This is a genomic window from Streptomyces sp. LUP30 (assembly GCF_001746365.1).
Taxonomy (GTDB): Bacteria; Actinomycetota; Actinomycetes; order Streptomycetales; family Streptomycetaceae; genus Streptomyces.
Window position 1 is genome coordinate 29,438 of record NZ_MJAJ01000010.1, and the last position, 16,447, is coordinate 45,884.

The following is a 16,447-nucleotide window of genomic DNA, read 5'->3' on the forward strand; positions in this document are numbered from 1 at the left end:
CGGTCGCCGGATAGACTCGGGCCCCCTGTTCGAACGGATCATCGTCCAAGGGGTATCCCGTGACCGATCGCGCTTCCGTCCGCACCCTTGCGAGGGCCGTTCGCGGGAGCCGGCCGACGCCCGATCTCCTCGCCCACGCCACCTTCTTCGTCGTGGTCGGCGCCGGACTGGTGCGGCTGGTGCAGTCCGGGATCGGGCTGTGCTGGGAGATCGTCGGCGTCAGCGCGATGCTGGCGCTGGTGTACACGGGCGGGCTCGCCGCCGGGCAGCGGCTGGGGCGGGTCGGCGGACGACTGTGGGTCGCGGCGTTGTGGGGGCTGTGGACCGGGCTGGTCCTCCTCGCTCCCTTCTCCCTCACCAAGGCCTACGCGTGGGGCGCCCTGCCGCTGGCGTGTGCGGCACTGCGGGTGCTCGGTCGGCGGGCGGCCGTGGTGGCGGTGGCCGCCCTCACGGTCGTCCTCGCCGGCCAACTCGCCCGCAGCGCCGGCGGGTTCGATCCGGAGATCGTCCTGATCCCGGTGGCCGCCGTGTGGGGCACGGTCGCCCTCTACCGCTCCCAGCAGCGCTCCGCCGCCGAACGGCTGCGTCTGGTCGAGGAGTTGCGCGGCGCCCGCGACGTCCTGGCCCGGCAGCAGCGGCAGGCCGGGGTGCTGGCCGAGCGGGCCCGGATCGCCCGGGACCTGCACGACACGCTGGCCCAGGAGCTCTCCGGCGGCGTCATGCTGCTGCAGGCCGCGCAGCGCGACTGGGACGCGCGGCCGGAGGTGGCGCGCACCCGGGTGCGGGCGGTCGCCGACGGGCTGCACGCCAATCTCCTCGAGACCCGCAGGATCATCCGCGACCTGACGCCGTCCGCCGTCGACGAGGCCGGGCTGGAGGACGCGCTGCGACTGCTGTGCGCCCGCGCCGAGGCGGAGGGCGCCGCGGCCCGTGTGCGGTTCCGCTCCGTCGGCGCCCGCCGGCCGGTCCTCGACGGGCGGACGGCGGCGACCCTGTTCCGGGTCGCGCAGAGCACGCTGGCCAATGTGCGCGAGCACGCCCGCGCGGTGAACGTGCAGGTCACCCTGGAGGCCCGGGTGGACCGCGTGGAGCTCGAAGTGCGGGACGACGGCGCCGGGTTCGTGACCGGCCGACCCGATGTCCCGTCCCGGGCCGCGCGAGGTCTTGGACTCCCCGCGGCCCGGGCACGGCTGCGCGAGTGCGGCGGCGATCTCGAGGTGGGCAGCGCGCCGGGGCGGGGCACTTCCGTGCGGGCGACGGTCCCCGCGGCGCCGGTGCTCCGGCCGGCCGGGACGCCACGTGCCGCGGCCGTCCGGTGAGCGGCGCTCCGTTGCGGCTGCTGGTCGCGGACGACCATGCCGTCGTACGGGCCGGGTTGCGTGCGCTGTTGGAGGGCGAGCCGGATCTGCGGGTGACCGCTGAGGCGGCGTCCGGGGAGGAGGCCGTCCGGCTCGCGGAGCGGCTGGCGCCGGACGTGGTCCTGATGGATCTGCGGTTCGGCGGCGGGGGCCGGTCCGGGATCGACGGGGTCGAGGCGGTGCGCAGACTGGCGGCCGGGGCGCCGGCGACCGCGGTGGTGATGCTGACGAGTTACTCGGGCCGGGCGGACGTGGTGCGCGCGCTGGAGGCGGGGGCCCGGGGGTATGTACTGAAGGCGGGGCCGCCGGAGGAGCTGTTCCGGGCGGTGCGCGGCGCGGCCGCCGGTGCGCTCGGGCTCGCGCCGGAGGTCGTGGGCGAGCTGGTGTCTCACGTCCCGTCCGGTGAGCGGGAGTTGAGCGGGCGGGAGGTCGAGGTGGTGCGGCTGCTGGCCGACGGGCTGAGCAACCGTTCCATCGCCGAGGCGTTGTTCCTGAGCGAGGCCACCGTCAAGACGCATCTGGTGCGCGTCTACCGGAAGCTGGGCGCGGACAACCGGGCGGCGGCGGTGTCGGAGGCCGTGCGCAGGGGACTGCTGGACCTCGCGTAGCGGCCGGGGGCGACCCGTGCGTCCCGGCCGCCCCCGACGGTGGTCTCAGACCGTGGCCTGCTCGGGTGCGGCGGCCCGGTCGGGTCCGTCGCCGTCGGCCGTGGCGGCGCGCGCGCCGGGGATGACGGCGGCGACGGCCGCGGAGACCAGGGCGAGTCCGCCTCCGACGAGGAGCGCGGTGCGGAAGCCTGCCTCCGAGGCGAGGGTGTGGCCGCCCAGGGTGGTGGTCATCTGGGAGAGGATCACGCCGATGACGGCGGAGCCGATCGAGGTGCCCAGTGAGCGCATGAGGGTGTTGAAGCCGTTGGCGGCGGCGGTCTCCGTGATCGGGACCGAACTCATGATCAGCGCGGGCATCGCGCCGTAGGCGAGGCCCACCCCGCTGCTGGTGATGATCGTGACCAGCATGACGCCCCAGGCCGAGCCGATCAGCGCCATGGAGGCGAAGTAGCCCGCGGCGAGCACCAGAGCGCCGCAGACCAGGGTGAACTTGGGACCGCGGGCGTTGGTGAGCTTTCCGCCGAGCGGGGAGACGAGCATCATCATCAGGCCGCCGGGCGCGATCCACAGGCCGGCCGCGAGCATCGACTGTCCGAGGCCGTAGCCGGTGGCCTCGGGGAACTGCAGCAGCTGCGGCATCACCAGCATGCTCGCGTACATGCCGAAGCCGATGAAGACCGACGCCACGTTGGTCAGCAGCACCCGGGGGCGGGCCGTGGTGCGCAGGTCGACCAGGGGGTCGGTGGTGCGCACCTCCCACATACCCCAGGCGAGCAGCGCCACGAGGGCGAGGGCGAACAGGCCGAGAGTGGTGGCCGAGGCCCAGCCCCAGTCGCCGCCCTTGGAGACGGCGAGCAGCAGGGAGACCAGGCCGACGCCGAGGCCGACCGCGCCGGGCAGGTCGAAGCGCTGGCCCTTGGCGCCGGCGGGGACGTCCGGGACGAGCAGGAAGATCAGGACGGCGACGACGGTCGCCAGCGCGGCGGAGCCCCAGAACAGGACCCGCCAGTTCGCGTACTGGGCGACCGCGGCGGCCAGCGGGAGGCCGATGGCGCCGCCGATGCCCATGGAGGCGCTGACCAGGGCGATGGAGCCGCTCAGCTTCTCCGCCGGTACGACGTCCCGGAGCAGGGCGATGCCGAGCGGCACCATGCCCATGCCCATGCCCTGGAGTCCGCGTCCCACGATCATCGTGACGACGTCGGAGGCGAAGGCGCACACCACCGAGCCGATGATCAGCGGCACCGAGCAGGCGAGCAGCATGCGGCGTTTGCCCACCAGGTCGCCGAGGCGGCCGACGACCGGCACGCACACGGCGGCGACCAGCAGGGTGACCGTGATCACCCAGGCCGCGTTCGAGGACGAGGTGTCCAGGATCTGCGGCAGTTCGGCTATCAGGGGCGTGACCAGCGTCTGCATGATGGCCGCCGTGGTGCCGGCGAAGGCCAGTGTGGCGATCACGGCGCCCGGGCGGGCCGTGATGTGGGGAGCGGGGGCGCCCATGGGACTCCTCGACTGGGATGTTCGGGTGAGGGGTGCGCGGTGAGGGGTGCGGGCCGCGCTGCCGGAGAAGGCGTGAGGATGTGCATCGTACATGTCGTATGTATCGACCACATCGCATGGGGCATGCACACGATGTGCCAGGATGGTCGGGCCGCACGGAAACCGGAGGCCGGGCCCATGGAGTCGCCGACCCACGAGGTCGAGTACGAGCAGATGCTGCTCAGCCGCTACTCGTTCCTGAACCAGCGCGGCGGCCGCCGCAAGAACAGCCTGATGGAGCGCAGTGCGTACATCATGCTGAGCCGTATCCGGATCCAGGGGCCCATGTCGATCGGGGAGCTCAGCGACGCGTTCGGCCTGGACGCGTCCACACTGAACCGGCAGACCGCGGCGGCGATGCGGGCCGGGCTCATCGAGCGGATCCCCGATCCCGAGGGCGGCATGGCGCGCAAGTTCCGGCTCACCGACGAGGGCATGCGCCTGCTGGAAGAGGAGCGCGAGGGGATCGTCGACGCCCTGGGTCAGGTGATGGCCGACTGGCCGGACGAGGACGTCGCCGCGTTCGCGGCCTATCTGCGGCGCTTCAACAACGGCATCGAGGCCATCGGCGGCCGCCCCTGGCCGCGCCCCTAGCGCCGGGCTCGCTCGCGCTCGTCAGCGCGCCGTGCGCGCGACGCGGAACCCCACGTCGTCGACCCGGAACGTGGGATGGCTGCGGCGGCGCACCGAGGCCCGGCAGCTCCAGTGCTCGTCGAACCAGCCGCCGCCGCGCAGGACGCGGTAGGCGCCGTAGACCTCCGCGTCGTAGACGTCCCAGCACCATTCCCACACGTTGCCGAGCATGTCGTACAGGCCCCACGGGTTGGGAAGCCTGCCGCCCACCTCGTGGAGGCGCTCCCCGGAGTTGCCCCGGTGCCAGGCGATGTCGTCGAGCGGCCCGTAGCGCGGTCCCGGGGTGCCGGCGCGGCAGGCGTGCTCCCACTCCGCCTCGGTGGGCAGCCGGTACCCGTCGGCGGACGCGTCCCGGTCGACGGACTCGCCGTCGGTCCCCACCCGGTAGGCGGGCGTGAGGCCCTCCTGCCCGGACAGGGTGTTGCAGAAGTGGACCGCGTCCCACCAGGACACGCTCTCGACGGGCAGCCGGTCCGTACCCGCGCCGGACACGGGCCGGCCGGTGACGCGCGCGTACTGCTCGCGCGTGACCGGATGCGCCGCCAGCCGGTGGCCCGCCACGTCGACCGCCCAACTGCGACGCGTCCGCCGGTCCGAGAGGGTGACCGTGCCCGGCGGCACGGCGATCATCGTCAGGCCCTGCTCCCCCGCGTCCATGAGCGGATGATCTCATCAGCGGGAACGGGCGGGCGAGCCCCGGGAGGCTACGGCGCCTTCGGCGCGGCGGTCGGACCCGTACCGCGCAGCCGGCGGATGGTTCCGCCGAGCTGGGGCCGGAAGCGTGCCAGCGCCTCCGGCTGCGCGCTGACGACCCAGCGGGAGCCCACCAGGTACTGCCCTCCGTACGCGGAGGCGGCCTCCAGCCACGCCTCCTTGTGCCGCTCCTCGGGGAAGGTGGTGATGACGTAGTCGGACCCCTCCGTGTGGCAGACGCCCTCACGCAGTTCGTCCGCCTCTATGCGGATCCTGGCCGTACAGCCGGTCAGCCCGGCGATCACCTCGACCTTCGCCGGCGCCACGACCCCTGCCTCGGGGGCGGCGGTCACCGTGGGCGGCATCGGCGCGTTCTTGTCGTCGGTGTCGCCCTCGCCGCCGCACGCGGCGGTGAAGGGGAACAGGGCCAGGCTGCCGGCCAGTGCGGCGCCGCGCACCAGGCGGGCCGTGGGCTGCTGAAACACGTACCACTCCGTACTCGCGTGCCGGCGCGCTTCTGTCCGCGCCGGTGGACGGGCGTTCGGCAGAAAGTACGGCGGCCGTCCCGCGGCCGTTCACCGCCCGCGCCGCCGCGGCGGGCCGCCGGGCCGTCGGCCTGTCTAAGGTACAGAGAGATCACCGTCTGCCCGGGAGTCCCCATGACCGGTATCCGTCGGAAGAGACCTGCCGACGCCCTCGACGCGCTGGACGCCATCGAGCCTCCGGGCAACGTCGAGACGGTCGTCGGCGTGCTGTCGGTGACGGTCCTGGTGGAGGTCCTCGGGGTGCTGTCCGGTTCCGAGGTGTGGCTCCTCGGGCTCCTGGTCTTCCTGCCCGGTACGGCGTCGGCGCTGTGCACCGTCCAGCAGACGAAGTTCGTCGCCGCCTGGACCACCCTGTTCGTCACCTTCACCGTGGTGGTGCGGGCCGCTGACGGGGGCCGCTGGCTCGACCGTGCGCTGCTGGTGCTGCTCACCCTGGCCCTGGGGGCCGCCTCCGTCTACGCCTGCCACCGGCGCATCGGACGCGAGCACGAGATGCTGCGGCTGCGCTCCACCGCCGCCGCCATGCAGCGGCACATCCTGCACCCGCTGCCCCTGCTCACCGACGACGTCCTGGTCAACGGCGTCTACGAGCCGGTGCAGGAGGACCGGCTGGTCGGCGGCGACATCTACGACGTCGTCGCGTCGCCCTGGGGCACGCGGGTGCTGATCGGCGACGTGCAGGGCAAGGGACTGGCCGCCGTGGGCGCGGCGTTCGCCGTCATCGGCGCCTTCCGGGAGGCGGCCCACCGCGAAGCCACGCTCACCGCGCTCGTCGACGCCCTGGACGCGGCGGTCGTCCGGCACAACTCCTACGCCGAGCAGACCGGCGACGACGAGCGGTTCGTCACCGCTCTCGTCATCGGCGTCGACGCGGACGCGGAGGCGCAGGTCGTCAACTGCGGGCATGTGCCGCCCCGGTTGGTGCACGAAGGCGTGGTCACCACCCCGGTCCTGGACACGGGCGTCCCGCTCGGGCTCGCCGAACTGGCCGTCGAGCCGACGACCGTGGACTGGTTCGCGTTCCCGGCCGGCTCGACCCTGGTGCTGACCACCGACGGGCTCACCGAGACCCGAGCCGACGACGGCACGTTCTACCCGGTCGACGAGCGCCTGACGAAGTACCTGGACCTCTCGCCCACCGAGCTGCCACAGGCGCTGCACGAGGACTCCCGGGCGTTCGCGAGCGAGGGCCGCCGCCACGACGACGTCGCCGTCCTGACCGTCCGCCGGTCCCCGGCCCGCTGACGCCGACCCGCCGGGAGGGAACCCGCCGAGAGGGAACGAGGAGACCGTCGAGCGCGCCCTGCGGGCCGTCCGGGCGGACGAGGCCGCGCCGCGCTGAGCTCGGTCACGTCCCGGCTCGGGGCACCACCGGTCAGGCCCAGGCGGTCGCCGCCACGAACGAGCTGTCCTGACGGAACAGGTCGGTGCCGTCGGACTGTTCGACGCGCAGCTGGTAGTTGTAGTGGCGCAGGTAGTAGCCGGGGTAGTTGTACGACTCGAAGCGGACCGAACCGCTCGTCGGCCCCGTCCGGGCGATGAAGGTGGCGTCCCTCGCGAAGGTGGACGTGCCGTCGTTCGGGTCGAAGCGTCCGCGGAAGGAATAATGGCGCAGGTATTTGCCGGCCGCGTCGCGGAAGGAGCAGGCGTTCGCGTCGGCGAGGCCGGCCACGACCGTGAAGGTGGACGCCTGCTTCTCGGCGGTGGTGCTGGAGCCCGTCACCACGGGCAGATTGAGCAGGGCCGACTGCTCCTGCCAGTAGCGGGTGGTGTAGTTGGCCGAGCGCAGCGAGCGCGTGACGTTCTTCGTCAGGGCCGGGCCGCCCGTCACGGTCTCCTTGATGACGGTGAAGTGGCGCGCCGTGCCGGAGATGCCGGGCAGCGCCTTGGGCGCGCTCCAGGTGGCGAAGGCGTCGTAGCTGTCGCTGTAGTAGTAGTTGCCGTCGCCGTAGCCGTCGAAGAAGATGCGCCAGCCGCCGTTGTCGAGCTGGATGACGGACGGGCCCTCGCGGTAGCTGCCCCAGCCCGCCCAGTCCCCGGTCCGGGTGATCGTGTAGGGGCCGGCGAGGTTCGACGCCGTGCCGTACTCGATGTACTTGGCCGTCTCGTTCTTGGTGAACGCGTGGTAGGTCGACCCGGTCTTCACGATGTACGTGTCGATGTGGTTCGGTCCGATGCCGGACAGCGCGACCGGTGAGGTCCAGGCGGTGAGCGCGGAGTCGGTGGCCTTCAGCAGATAGGGGGTGAAGATCCACTCGTCGCTGGTCACCGAGCAGGACACGATGACGTTGACGCTGCCGTCGCTGTCGACGAACCACTCGGGGGCCCAGGCGCGGGACAGGTTGGCGATCGGCACCGTGTAGTCGTACAGGAACGTCCAGTTGACCCGGTCGGAGCTGCGGGCGAAGCCGATGGTGGTGCTGGCGTCCTGCCAGGTGTGGGTGGTGTAGGTGAGGTAGTAGTAGCCGTTGGTGTGCCTGAAGACGCTCGCGTCCCGGATGCGGTTGCCGGGCGGGGTGTAGGCGGAGGACTGCACCAGCCGGAAGTCCGTCGCGTCGTCGGACTGGTAGACGTTCACCGTTCCGTCGTTGCTGTCGAGGAACGGGACGATGGTGTACCGGGTGGCCGATCCGGCGGCCGGCGCGGCCGCGAGGGCCGTGCCGAGCAGGCCGGGCGCCTCGCCGAGCACCAGTCCGGCGACGGGCAGGGCGGCCATCGCCCGCAACAGGGAACGACGGGACGGGGTGTGGGGGCGTGTCGTCATGGTGCGGCTCTCCTACGGCTCAAGGTCCGAAATCCCGAACAAAGTTCGGAAAGTCGATCAGAAAGTAAGGGTGCGGCAGGGGCCCGTCAATCCTTTACGCAGGAACGGAGGATGCCTGTGGGACGCCTGTGACGCCCCCGGCGCTCCGCGACCGGGCGGCCGACGGACGGCCGCAGGAAGCGGTCGTGGACCGCCCGGCCGGACGAGCGGGTTCCGCCCGTACTCTGTGACCATGGACGATGCGTCGATGGTCGGGCTCATGGGGCGGGTCACCGGGACGATCGGGCCGGGGCTCGTCGGCGAGGTGATCGTGAGGGTGCGCGGCGGAGCCGAGCACTTCCTCGCGCACGCGGCGGACGGCGCCGCCCGCATCGAGTGCGGCACGGTGGTGATGGTGGTGGAGCACCTGCCGCCCAGAACGGTCTACGTCACGCGCGCGTACGACAGTTGAGCCCACTGCGGCCCAGGTGAGAGCCGCTTCGTACGCCTTCTGAAACGTAAGCGTCAAGATTGCAACAAGGATTTGCCGCCACCTTCACCGTGCGGCCGGACAGGCGCACACTCCCTTCGTTCGGTGCCGAAAGGGCACCATCACAAGGGGGCGTATGCCGATGATCGTCGGCGTCGTTGCGGGGGTGGCGGTTGTCGCCGTCCTCGCTCTGATCGGTCTGTTCAAGATGATGTGGCGGGTCGCGGAGCCCAACGAGGCACTCGTCATCTCGGGCTCCAACCACCGCACCGAGGGCCTCGAGGCGGGCATGGGATTCCGCATCGTCACCGGGCGCGGGACGATGGTCATGCCCGGTGTGCAGGTGGTGCGCAAACTGTCGCTCGACCTGAACGAGACCGAACTGCATGTGGACTGCGTGACGCACCAGGGCATTCCGCTCAAGGTGCGGGGCGTGGTCATCTTCAAGGTGGGCGACGACTTCGTGTCGATCGCCAACGCCGCCCGGCGCTTCCTCGACCAGCAGAAGCTGATGTCGGAGCGGGTGCACAACGTCTTCGCCGGTCATCTGCGGTCCATCGTGGGCGGGTTGACGGTCGAGGACATGATCCGCGACCGGGAGAAGCTCACGGGGCAGACCCGTGCCGCCTGCGGTACGGAGATGGAGAAGCTGGGCCTGATCGTGGACTCGCTCCAGATCCACGAGATCGAGGACCCGACCGGTTACATCAAGAACATGGCGATGCCGCACGCGGCGGCCGTGCAGCGGGACGCGCGGATCGCGCAGGCGGAGGCGAACCGGCTCGCCACGGAGGCGGAGCAGGCCTCGTTCGCCCGGATGGCGGAGGCCACCCGGGACAGCGAGATCCTCCAGGCCGGCTACCAGGCCGAGCGGGACAAGGCGGGCGCCAAGGCCCGCCAGGCGGGACCCCTCGCCGACGCGGCCTCGCGGCAGGAGGTCGTCGTCCAGGAGACACGGGTCGCCGAACTCGAGGCACAGCGACGCGAACAGCAGCTCCAGGCGGACGTGCGCAAGCCCGCGGACGCCAAGGCGTACGAGAAGCGCACGCTGGCCGAGGCGGAGCGCGACGCCCGGATCTCGGCGGCGCAGGCCAAGGCGAAGGAGACGGAGCTCGCGGCCGCCGCCGAGGCGACCCGGGTCAAGGCCGCCGCGGGCGCCGAGGCCGAGGCGACCAGGAGCCGGGGTGAGGCCTCCGCGGCCGCCACCCGGGCCACCGGTGAGGCCGAAGCGGCGTCCGCACAGGCCAGGGGCCTGGCGGCGGCCGAGGCGGCGAAGGCACAGGGTCTCGCGGAGGCGGAGGCCATCAAGGCCCGCGCCGCCGCCCTCGCCGAGAACCAGGAGGCGGTCGTCGCCCAGCAACTCGCCGAGAACTGGCCGGAGATCGTGAAGGCGGGCGCCTCCGCCTTCGGCAACGTCGACAACATGGTGCTGCTCAACGGCGCGGACGGGATGGCGGACGTGTTCGCCAAGGCGCTCACCATGGGCGGGACGGGGCTCGGTCTGGCCCGTCAGCTGCTCGCCTCGATGAACCAGAACGGGCAGGCGCCGAGCGGGACTTCGCCTCTCAACGGGATCGCGAAACCGCCCTCGCAGAAGGTGCCGGTCGAGGAGAGCTGACACGCCGGCCGCACCGCGGGTGAGGAAGGAGTGAGACCACACCGGTGAAACGCGGTCACGGGGACAGCCCTTAAGGTGCCCCCGTGACCGCGTTTACCGATGCAGATGTTCCGGGCCGTTCCGGCCCCACCGCCACCGTCGAGGCCGACCCCCGCGAGGTCGGCCGGGTGCGCACCGAGTACTCCCCCGCCCACGACGGCGACCCGGATCCCGGCGAGATCGTCTGGACCTGGGTGCCCTTCGAGGAGAACGACGGCCGCGGCAAGGACCGTCCGGTCCTCGTCGTCGCCCGGGAGGCGGGCGGCACCTTCCTCGCCGTACAGCTCTCCAGCAAGCGGCACGACGGCGACCGCGAGTGGGTGCCGATCGGCAGCGGGCCGTGGGACCGGACGGGGCGCGACTCCTGGGTGGACGTCGACCGCGTCCTGCGACTGCACGAGGACGGCATGCGCCGGGAGGCGTGCGCGCTGGACCGGATGCGGTTCAACCTCGTGCGGCAGCGGCTGCACGAGCGCTACGGCTGGACCTGAGCGCCCTCCGGGCCGCGCGGCCCGGAGGACCGCGGGAGACCGGAGGACCGCGGGAAACGGGAGAGCCGCGGGATACCGGAGAGCTTCGCGAAAGCCGTTTCGAAGGCTCCCTGGACCGTACGCCCAGGCGTCCGGTCCAGTACCCCGAACACCACGTGCTCGAAGGTCTCGCCGAAGCGTCCGCTCCGGTCGAGCAGGGCGCGGAACGCTCCCGCCACCTGCGCGGGATCGTTGCGGAACACCCCGCAGCCCCAGGCGCCCAGCACCAGGCGCCGGTAGCCGTGTGCTGCGGCCGTCTCCAGGACCCGCTCCGCTCGGACGGCCAGCGCGCGTGGCAGTTCGGGCGCGCGCTCCGGCGCCGTGCGCAGCACCACGCCCGCGTTCGGCGCGGCCGCCGCCAGGAATCCGACGCGGAACGGGTCGTCCAGCAGACGCCCGCGGTCGTCCCGGAAGACGGGCACGGCCGGTGCGTGGATGACGCGGTCGGTGTAGAACGGGTCGCGGTGGGCGCGGTGGTGGTCGTAGAACCGCCGGGCCGTGGTCAGGCAGGTGTACAGCGCGGAAGCCCGGCACAGGGCCTCCTCCTGCGCCTGGGCCCCGTTGAGGTATCCGCCTCCGGGATTGCGCGCGGAGGCGAAGTCGAGGACGGCGACCGGGGCGCCGACGAGACGCCGGGCGGCCTCCAGGCTGCTCTCGCCGGTGACCTCGACGACCGTGTCGGCGGGCGCCGCCGGGGGCAGGCCGACGGGATCCGGTCCCAGCAGGCGGGTGCCCGCGCGGGCCGCCTCGATCGCCGCGGCGAGAGCTACCTCGCGCCCGTCGGGCGCGCGGTAGCGGCCTGCCGCGACGATCTCCTCCGTCTCCCGTGCGATGCCGCGCAACCGCGCGCTCATGGCGCCACCCCCGTGGACGCCATGACCGTGCGGTGCGCGGCGGCTCGTGCCCCGCCCGCCTCCCCCGTCGTGCTCATACACGCATCGTGAGTGATCCTGGACATCGCGTGCAACACAGTTTCCCGGTGTCCGGAGCGCGTCGGGCATGAGCCGGGAAAAGCAGGGAAGCAGGTCGAAACCGGCGGCGAGCGGTCGGGAAACCGGCGGTGAAACGGCAGGGAATCGACAAGGAAACGACCCGAAATCCGAGATCAACGGTCGCGAAAGTCCCGTTCTGTACCCTTGTGCGGATCGGATCGAGGGTCTTGGGTGGTACGAGCTATGCCGGTCCGACCCGCACCGGGGTCGGACCGGTGGCATGGTGGAATCTCAGGAGGATCCCGACATGTCCGACTCGGTCAGCGACTGTACCGACGAAGCGGAGCCCCGCACCGCCCTCACCGAAGCCGAGGTGGAGGCGCTGGTCAGGGGCATCTGTTTCAAGACCGGCCCGCCCCGCGCCGTCGGGGTGGAACTGGAATGGCTCGTCCACGAGCTGCGCTCGCCGCGGCTCCCCGTCACACCCGAACGACTCGAAACCGCTTACGCAGCACTGCGCACCGTGCCGCTGAGCTCTCCGCTCACCGTCGAACCCGGCGGCCAGCTGGAGCTGAGCTCGCCGCCGGCCGCCTCCCTCACCGAGTGCGTGCGCACCGTCTCCGCCGATCTCACCGCCGTCCGCGCGGTCCTGCACGAGCACGACCTCGCTCTCGTCGGCAGCGGCACGGATCCCTGGCGCACACCGCGCCGCTTCCTGCGCGAACCCCGCTACGACGCCATGGAGGCCTGCCTCGACCGCACGGGCCCGGCCGGCCGGGCCATGATGTGCGCCTCGGCCTCCGTGCAGGTCTGCCTCGACGCCGGTTACGAGGAGCCCGGCCCGCTGGGGCTCGGGCGGCGCTGGTGGCTGTCGCACACGCTGGGCGCGGTGCTGGTGGCGGCCTTCGCCAACTCCCCGCTGCTCGACGGCGCTCCCACCGGCTGGCGTTCCACCCGGCAGCTGCTGTGGATGGAGATCGGCGCCGGCCGCGCGGGCGGGCCCGTCCTGGACGGCGATCCCCGGGCCGACTGGGCCCGGCACGTGCTGGACTCCCCGGTGATGTGCGTACGGCGCGAGGGCGGCCCGTGGGACGTGCCGGAGCGGCTCACGTTCCGGGAGTGGACCCGGACGGGAGCCCCGACCCGGGAGGACCTCGACTACCACATCAGCACCCTGTTCCCGCCGGTCAGACCGCGCGGCCACCTGGAGCTGCGCATGATCGACGCCCAGCCCGGCGACGACGGCTGGATCGTCCCGCTCGCGGTGACGACGGCGCTGTTCGAGGATCCGGAGGCCGCCGAGAGCGCCTACCGGGCGGTGAAGCCGCTCGCCGAGCGGGCGCGGCCGCTGCCCGCCCCGCACAATCCGCTGTGGACCGACGCCGCCCGCCACGGGCTGGCCGACCCCGAGCTGCACGAGACCGCCGTCGCCTGTTTCGAGACCGCCCTGCGGGCGCTGCCCCGCCTCGGCGCGGACGACGCCGTCATGGCGGCCGTGGCGGACTACCTCGACCGCTACGTCCGCCGGGGCCGCACCCCGGCCGACGACCAGCTCGACCGCCTGCGCGGCGACGCCCGCGCGAACGGGAAGGATCCTCGCTCATGACCGAGCCCGCACGGGAAACCGAGCCCGCGCCGAGCGCCGAGCCCGCTCCGGACGCGGACACCCTCCGCACCCGGGTGCTCACCTCGCTCACCACGGCCCGCGAGCGCACCACGCTGCTGACGAGCTGCGTCGAGGAGCCCGACCTCACCGCCCAGCACTCCCCGCTGATGTCGCCGCTGGTATGGGACCTCGCGCACATAGGCAACCAGGAAGAACTGTGGCTGCTGCGCGCGGTGGCCGGCCGGGAGGCGCTGCGCCCCGAGATCGACGGCCTCTACGACGCCTTCGAGCACTCGCGCGCCGAACGGCCCACGCTGCCGCTGCTGCCGCCCGCCGAGGCCCGCCGGTACGCGGCCGAGGTACGCGGCCGGGTGCTGGACATGCTGGAGTCGGCCGACTTCCACGGCACCCGCCTGACGGAGGCGGGCTTCGCCTTCGGGATGATCGCGCAGCACGAACAGCAGCACGACGAGACCATGCTGATCACCCATCAGCTCCGCTCGGGCCCACCGGCGCTGACCGCGCCGGACCCGGACCCGGCGCCCCTGTCCACCGGCCCGGCCGAAGTCCTGGTGCCGGGCGGTCCGTTCACGATGGGCGCCTCCGGCGAGCCCTGGGCGCTGGACAACGAACTGCCCGCGCACCGGCGCGAGGTCGCGCCCTTCCGTATCGACACCACCCCGGTGACCAACGGCGCCTACCGGGCGTTCATCGAGGACGGCGGGTACGACCAGGAACGCTGGTGGACGAAGGAGGGCTGGGCGCACATCCGCGCGCACGGCATCCACGCCCCGCTGTTCTGGCGGCGTGACGGCGGCCAGTGGCTGCGCAGCCGCTTCGGGACGACCGAGGTCGTGCCGCCCGAGGAGCCGGTGCTGCACGTGTGCTGGTACGAGGCCGACGCCTACGCCCGCTGGGCCGGACGCCGGCTGCCCACCGAGGCGGAGTGGGAGAAGGCGGCCCGCTTCGACCCCGCCACCGGCGGCTCGACGCGCTATCCGTGGGGCGACGCCGATCCCGGGCCCGAGCACGCCAACCTCGGCCAGCGCCACCTGCGACCGGCCCCCGCCGGCAGCTACCCGGCCGGTGAGTCCCCGCTCGGCGTACGGCAGTTGATCGGGGACGTCTGGGAGTGGACGTCCAGCGACTTCCTTCCGTACCCCGGCTTCCGGGCCTTCCCGTACAAGGAGTACTCGGAGGTGTTCTTCGGCCCCGAGTACAAGGTGCTGCGCGGCGGTTCGTTCGCGGTCGACCAGGTCGCCTGCCGGGGTACCTTCCGCAACTGGGACTATCCGATCCGGCGGCAGATCTTCTCCGGCTTCCGCACGGCCCGCTCGGAGACCGTCTGATGTGCCGTCACCTGGCCTATCTGGGGCCCGAGGAGCCGCTGGGACGGCTCCTCGTGGAGCCTCCGCACGCCCTGTACCGCCAGTCGTGGGCGCCCCGGCGGCAGCGGTACGGGACGGTCAACGCCGACGGCTTCGGGGTCGGCTGGTACGCCGACGGCGACCCGGCGCCGGCGCGCTACCGCAGGGCCGGACCGATCTGGGCGGACCTGTCCTTCGCCGACCTGGCGCGGGTGGTGCGCAGCCGGGCGCTGCTGGCCGCCGTACGCGACGCCACGCTGGCCGGCGCCGACGCCGAGGCCGCCGCGGCGCCGTACGCGGCCGAGGGCAGGCTGTTCAGCCACAACGGGGCCGTGACCGGCTGGCCGGGCTCGCTGGAACCGCTCGCCGGGACGCTGCCCGCCTCCGCGCTGCTGTCGATGGAGGCCCGCAACGACTCGGCGTTCGTCTGGGCGCTGGTGCTGGCCCGGCTGCGCGGCGGTGACACCGAGGGCCAGGCACTGGCGGACACGGTCCTGGAGGTCGCCGAAGCGGCCCCCGGGTCCCGCCTGAACCTGCTGCTCACCGACGGCGCCACCATCGCCGCGACGGCCTGGGGCGACACCCTGTGGTACCTGACGGAGCCCGGCCTGAGCACGGTCGTGGCCTCCGAACCGTACGACGACGATCCGCGCTGGCAGGAGGTCCCGGACCGCACCCTGCTCGTGGCGAGCCGCGCCGACGTCCTGCTCACCCCGCTCAAGGACCAGAGCCCGGACGCGGCATCCGCACCACTCGAGGAGACCGGCACGTGAGCCCGTTCCAGATCACCCGCACCCTCCCCGTGGACGCCACGGACGCCGCCCTGCGCGACGACGTCCTGCGCGGCCTCACCGCGACCCCGAAGACGCTGCCGCCGAAGTGGTTCTACGACGCGCACGGCAGCGACCTGTTCGAGCGGATCACCGAACTGCCCGAGTACTACCCGACGCGCGCCGAGCGCGAGATCCTCGTGGACCGCTCCGGCGAGATCGCCGCGGCGGCCCGCGCCCGCACGCTCGTCGAACTCGGCTCGGGCTCCTCGGAGAAGACCCGCCACCTCATCGACGCCATGACCGACCTGGACACCTACGTGCCCGTCGACGTCAGCGAGAGCGCGCTCACCCGAGCCGGGCAGGCACTGATCACCGAACGGCCCGGGCTGAACGTGCACGCCCTGATCGCCGACTTCACGGCCGCCCTCACGCTGCCCGACACCCCGGGGCCCCGGCTGCTCGCCTTCCTCGGGGGCACGATCGGCAATCTGCTCCCGGCCGAGCGAGCGGAGTTCCTGACCTCGGTGCGCGCGATGCTCGCGCCGGGCGACACGCTGCTGCTCGGCACCGACCTCGTCAAGGACGAGGGGGTGCTGGTGCCCGCGTACGACGACGCGGCCGGGGTGACCGCCGCGTTCAACAAGAACGTCCTGACCGTGGTCAACCGGGAGTTGGGCGCCGACTTCGACGCCGGCGCCTTCGACCACGTCGCGCTGTGGAATGCGCACGACGAATGGATCGAGATGCGGCTGCGCTCCCGCACGGCGCAGACGGTGAAGGTGCCCGCGCTCGACCTGGCCGTCGACTTCGCGGCCGGCGAGGAGCTGCGCACCGAGGTGTCGGCGAAGTTCCGGGAGGAGGGGGTGCGCGCGGAACTGGCCTCCGCCGGAATGGAGTTGACGCACTGGTGGACCGACCGCGCGGGACGATTCGCGCTGTCGTCGTCCACCGCCCGGTAGCGGCCCCCGCC

Annotated in this window: 16 protein-coding genes; 11 read left to right on the plus strand and 5 right to left on the minus strand. The window is 72.7% G+C overall.

Going from position 1 to position 16,447, the window contains the following annotated elements; all coding sequences use genetic code 11:
- The first annotated feature begins 59 nt into the window (after positions 1-59).
- Positions 60-1,319, plus strand: a complete 1,260-nt coding sequence (locus BG482_RS11350) for a sensor histidine kinase (protein ID WP_069768838.1) — start codon at positions 60-62, stop codon at positions 1,317-1,319.
- Positions 1,316-1,966: a response regulator transcription factor gene (locus tag BG482_RS11355; protein WP_069768839.1), complete on the plus strand. Its 651-nt coding sequence runs from the start codon at positions 1,316-1,318 to the stop codon at positions 1,964-1,966. Before BG482_RS11350 ends, BG482_RS11355 begins: the two co-directional genes overlap by 4 nt.
- Positions 1,967-2,011: 45 nt before the next feature.
- On the opposite strand, the gene BG482_RS11360 is transcribed toward BG482_RS11355, so the two are convergent.
- Positions 2,012-3,469, minus strand: coding sequence for an MFS transporter (locus BG482_RS11360; protein ID WP_069768840.1), 1,458 nt, complete (start codon positions 3,467-3,469; stop codon positions 2,012-2,014).
- A gap of 177 nt (positions 3,470-3,646) precedes the next feature.
- On the opposite strand from BG482_RS11360, the gene BG482_RS11365 reads away from it, so the two are divergent.
- Complete coding sequence (locus tag BG482_RS11365) at positions 3,647-4,102, plus strand: MarR family winged helix-turn-helix transcriptional regulator (RefSeq protein WP_069768841.1); 456 nt, start codon at positions 3,647-3,649, stop codon at positions 4,100-4,102.
- 21 nt (positions 4,103-4,123) lie between these two features.
- Here BG482_RS11365 and BG482_RS11370 read toward each other — a convergent pair whose 3' ends face one another.
- Positions 4,124-4,798, minus strand: coding sequence for a formylglycine-generating enzyme family protein (locus BG482_RS11370; RefSeq protein ID WP_069768842.1), 675 nt, complete (start codon positions 4,796-4,798; stop codon positions 4,124-4,126).
- Between the two features lie 47 nt (positions 4,799-4,845).
- The gene (locus BG482_RS11375) at positions 4,846-5,319 is read right to left on the minus strand and encodes a hypothetical protein (protein ID WP_256096330.1); all 474 of its coding nucleotides are present in this window, start codon (positions 5,317-5,319) and stop codon (positions 4,846-4,848) included.
- A 174-nt stretch (positions 5,320-5,493) separates the two neighbouring features.
- On the opposite strand from BG482_RS11375, the gene BG482_RS11380 reads away from it, so the two are divergent.
- On the plus strand, positions 5,494-6,624 hold the full coding sequence (locus BG482_RS11380) for a PP2C family protein-serine/threonine phosphatase (protein WP_069768843.1): 1,131 nt from the start codon (positions 5,494-5,496) through the stop codon (positions 6,622-6,624).
- A 130-nt stretch (positions 6,625-6,754) separates the two neighbouring features.
- Here the strand turns inward: BG482_RS11380 and BG482_RS11385 are convergent, their stop codons facing one another.
- Positions 6,755-8,143 carry a glycoside hydrolase family 43 protein gene (locus BG482_RS11385; protein WP_069768844.1) on the minus strand — a complete coding sequence of 463 codons (1,389 nt, stop codon included), beginning with the start codon at positions 8,141-8,143 and terminating at the stop codon, positions 6,755-6,757.
- Between the two features lie 232 nt (positions 8,144-8,375).
- On the opposite strand from BG482_RS11385, the gene BG482_RS11390 reads away from it, so the two are divergent.
- The 3 genes from BG482_RS11390 to BG482_RS11400 all read left to right on the plus strand — a co-directional run bounded on the left by BG482_RS11390 (position 8,376) and on the right by BG482_RS11400 (position 10,760).
- A complete protein-coding gene (locus BG482_RS11390; RefSeq protein ID WP_176741353.1) occupies positions 8,376-8,594 on the plus strand; it encodes a hypothetical protein in 219 nt (72 codons plus the stop codon).
- A 154-nt stretch (positions 8,595-8,748) separates the two neighbouring features.
- Positions 8,749-10,230, plus strand: a complete 1,482-nt coding sequence (locus BG482_RS11395) for a flotillin family protein (protein ID WP_069768845.1) — start codon at positions 8,749-8,751, stop codon at positions 10,228-10,230.
- An 83-nt stretch (positions 10,231-10,313) separates the two neighbouring features.
- Entirely contained in the window at positions 10,314-10,760 is a 447-nt protein-coding gene (locus tag BG482_RS11400) for a type II toxin-antitoxin system PemK/MazF family toxin (protein WP_069768846.1), read from the plus strand.
- Here BG482_RS11400 and BG482_RS11405 read toward each other — a convergent pair.
- Entirely contained in the window at positions 10,745-11,653 is a 909-nt protein-coding gene (locus tag BG482_RS11405) for a TIGR02452 family protein (RefSeq protein ID WP_079141745.1), read from the minus strand. The genes BG482_RS11400 and BG482_RS11405 overlap by 16 nt on opposite strands.
- A 385-nt stretch (positions 11,654-12,038) precedes the next feature.
- Between BG482_RS11405 and egtA the strand changes: the two genes are divergently transcribed.
- The 4 genes from egtA to egtD are packed head-to-tail and all read left to right on the plus strand — an operon-like array spanning position 12,039 to position 16,436.
- The gene (gene egtA, locus BG482_RS11410; RefSeq protein ID WP_069768847.1) at positions 12,039-13,337 is read left to right on the plus strand and encodes an ergothioneine biosynthesis glutamate--cysteine ligase EgtA; all 1,299 of its coding nucleotides are present in this window, start codon (positions 12,039-12,041) and stop codon (positions 13,335-13,337) included.
- Positions 13,334-14,686, plus strand: a complete 1,353-nt coding sequence (gene egtB, locus BG482_RS11415) for an ergothioneine biosynthesis protein EgtB (protein WP_069768848.1) — start codon at positions 13,334-13,336, stop codon at positions 14,684-14,686. The genes egtA and egtB overlap by 4 nt, the downstream gene beginning before the upstream one ends.
- Positions 14,686-15,477, plus strand: a complete 792-nt coding sequence (egtC, locus tag BG482_RS11420) for an ergothioneine biosynthesis protein EgtC (protein WP_069768849.1) — start codon at positions 14,686-14,688, stop codon at positions 15,475-15,477. Before egtB ends, egtC begins: the two co-directional genes overlap by 1 nt.
- Positions 15,474-16,436, plus strand: coding sequence for an L-histidine N(alpha)-methyltransferase (gene egtD, locus BG482_RS11425; protein ID WP_069768850.1), 963 nt, complete (start codon positions 15,474-15,476; stop codon positions 16,434-16,436). The genes egtC and egtD overlap by 4 nt, the downstream gene beginning before the upstream one ends.
- Positions 16,437-16,447 lie beyond the last annotated feature (11 nt).

Bases quoted from the DNA above. Each gene is read 5' to 3' on its own strand.
- BG482_RS11360 (WP_069768840.1), bottom strand. From the start codon at position 3,469: ATGGGCGCCCCCGCTCCCCACATCACGGCCCGCCCGGGCGCCGTGATC.
- BG482_RS11365 (WP_069768841.1), top strand. From the start codon at position 3,647: ATGGAGTCGCCGACCCACGAGGTCGAGTACGAGCAGATGCTGCTCAGC.
- BG482_RS11370 (WP_069768842.1), bottom strand. From the start codon at position 4,798: ATGGACGCGGGGGAGCAGGGCCTGACGATGATCGCCGTGCCGCCGGGC.
- BG482_RS11380 (WP_069768843.1), top strand. From the start codon at position 5,494: ATGACCGGTATCCGTCGGAAGAGACCTGCCGACGCCCTCGACGCGCTG.
- BG482_RS11385 (WP_069768844.1), bottom strand. From the start codon at position 8,143: ATGACGACACGCCCCCACACCCCGTCCCGTCGTTCCCTGTTGCGGGCG.
- BG482_RS11390 (WP_176741353.1), top strand. From the start codon at position 8,376: ATGGACGATGCGTCGATGGTCGGGCTCATGGGGCGGGTCACCGGGACG.
- BG482_RS11395 (WP_069768845.1), top strand. From the start codon at position 8,749: ATGCCGATGATCGTCGGCGTCGTTGCGGGGGTGGCGGTTGTCGCCGTC.
- BG482_RS11405 (WP_079141745.1), bottom strand. From the start codon at position 11,653: ATGAGCGCGCGGTTGCGCGGCATCGCACGGGAGACGGAGGAGATCGTC.
- egtA (WP_069768847.1), top strand. From the start codon at position 12,039: ATGTCCGACTCGGTCAGCGACTGTACCGACGAAGCGGAGCCCCGCACC.
- egtB (WP_069768848.1), top strand. From the start codon at position 13,334: ATGACCGAGCCCGCACGGGAAACCGAGCCCGCGCCGAGCGCCGAGCCC.
- egtC (WP_069768849.1), top strand. From the start codon at position 14,686: ATGTGCCGTCACCTGGCCTATCTGGGGCCCGAGGAGCCGCTGGGACGG.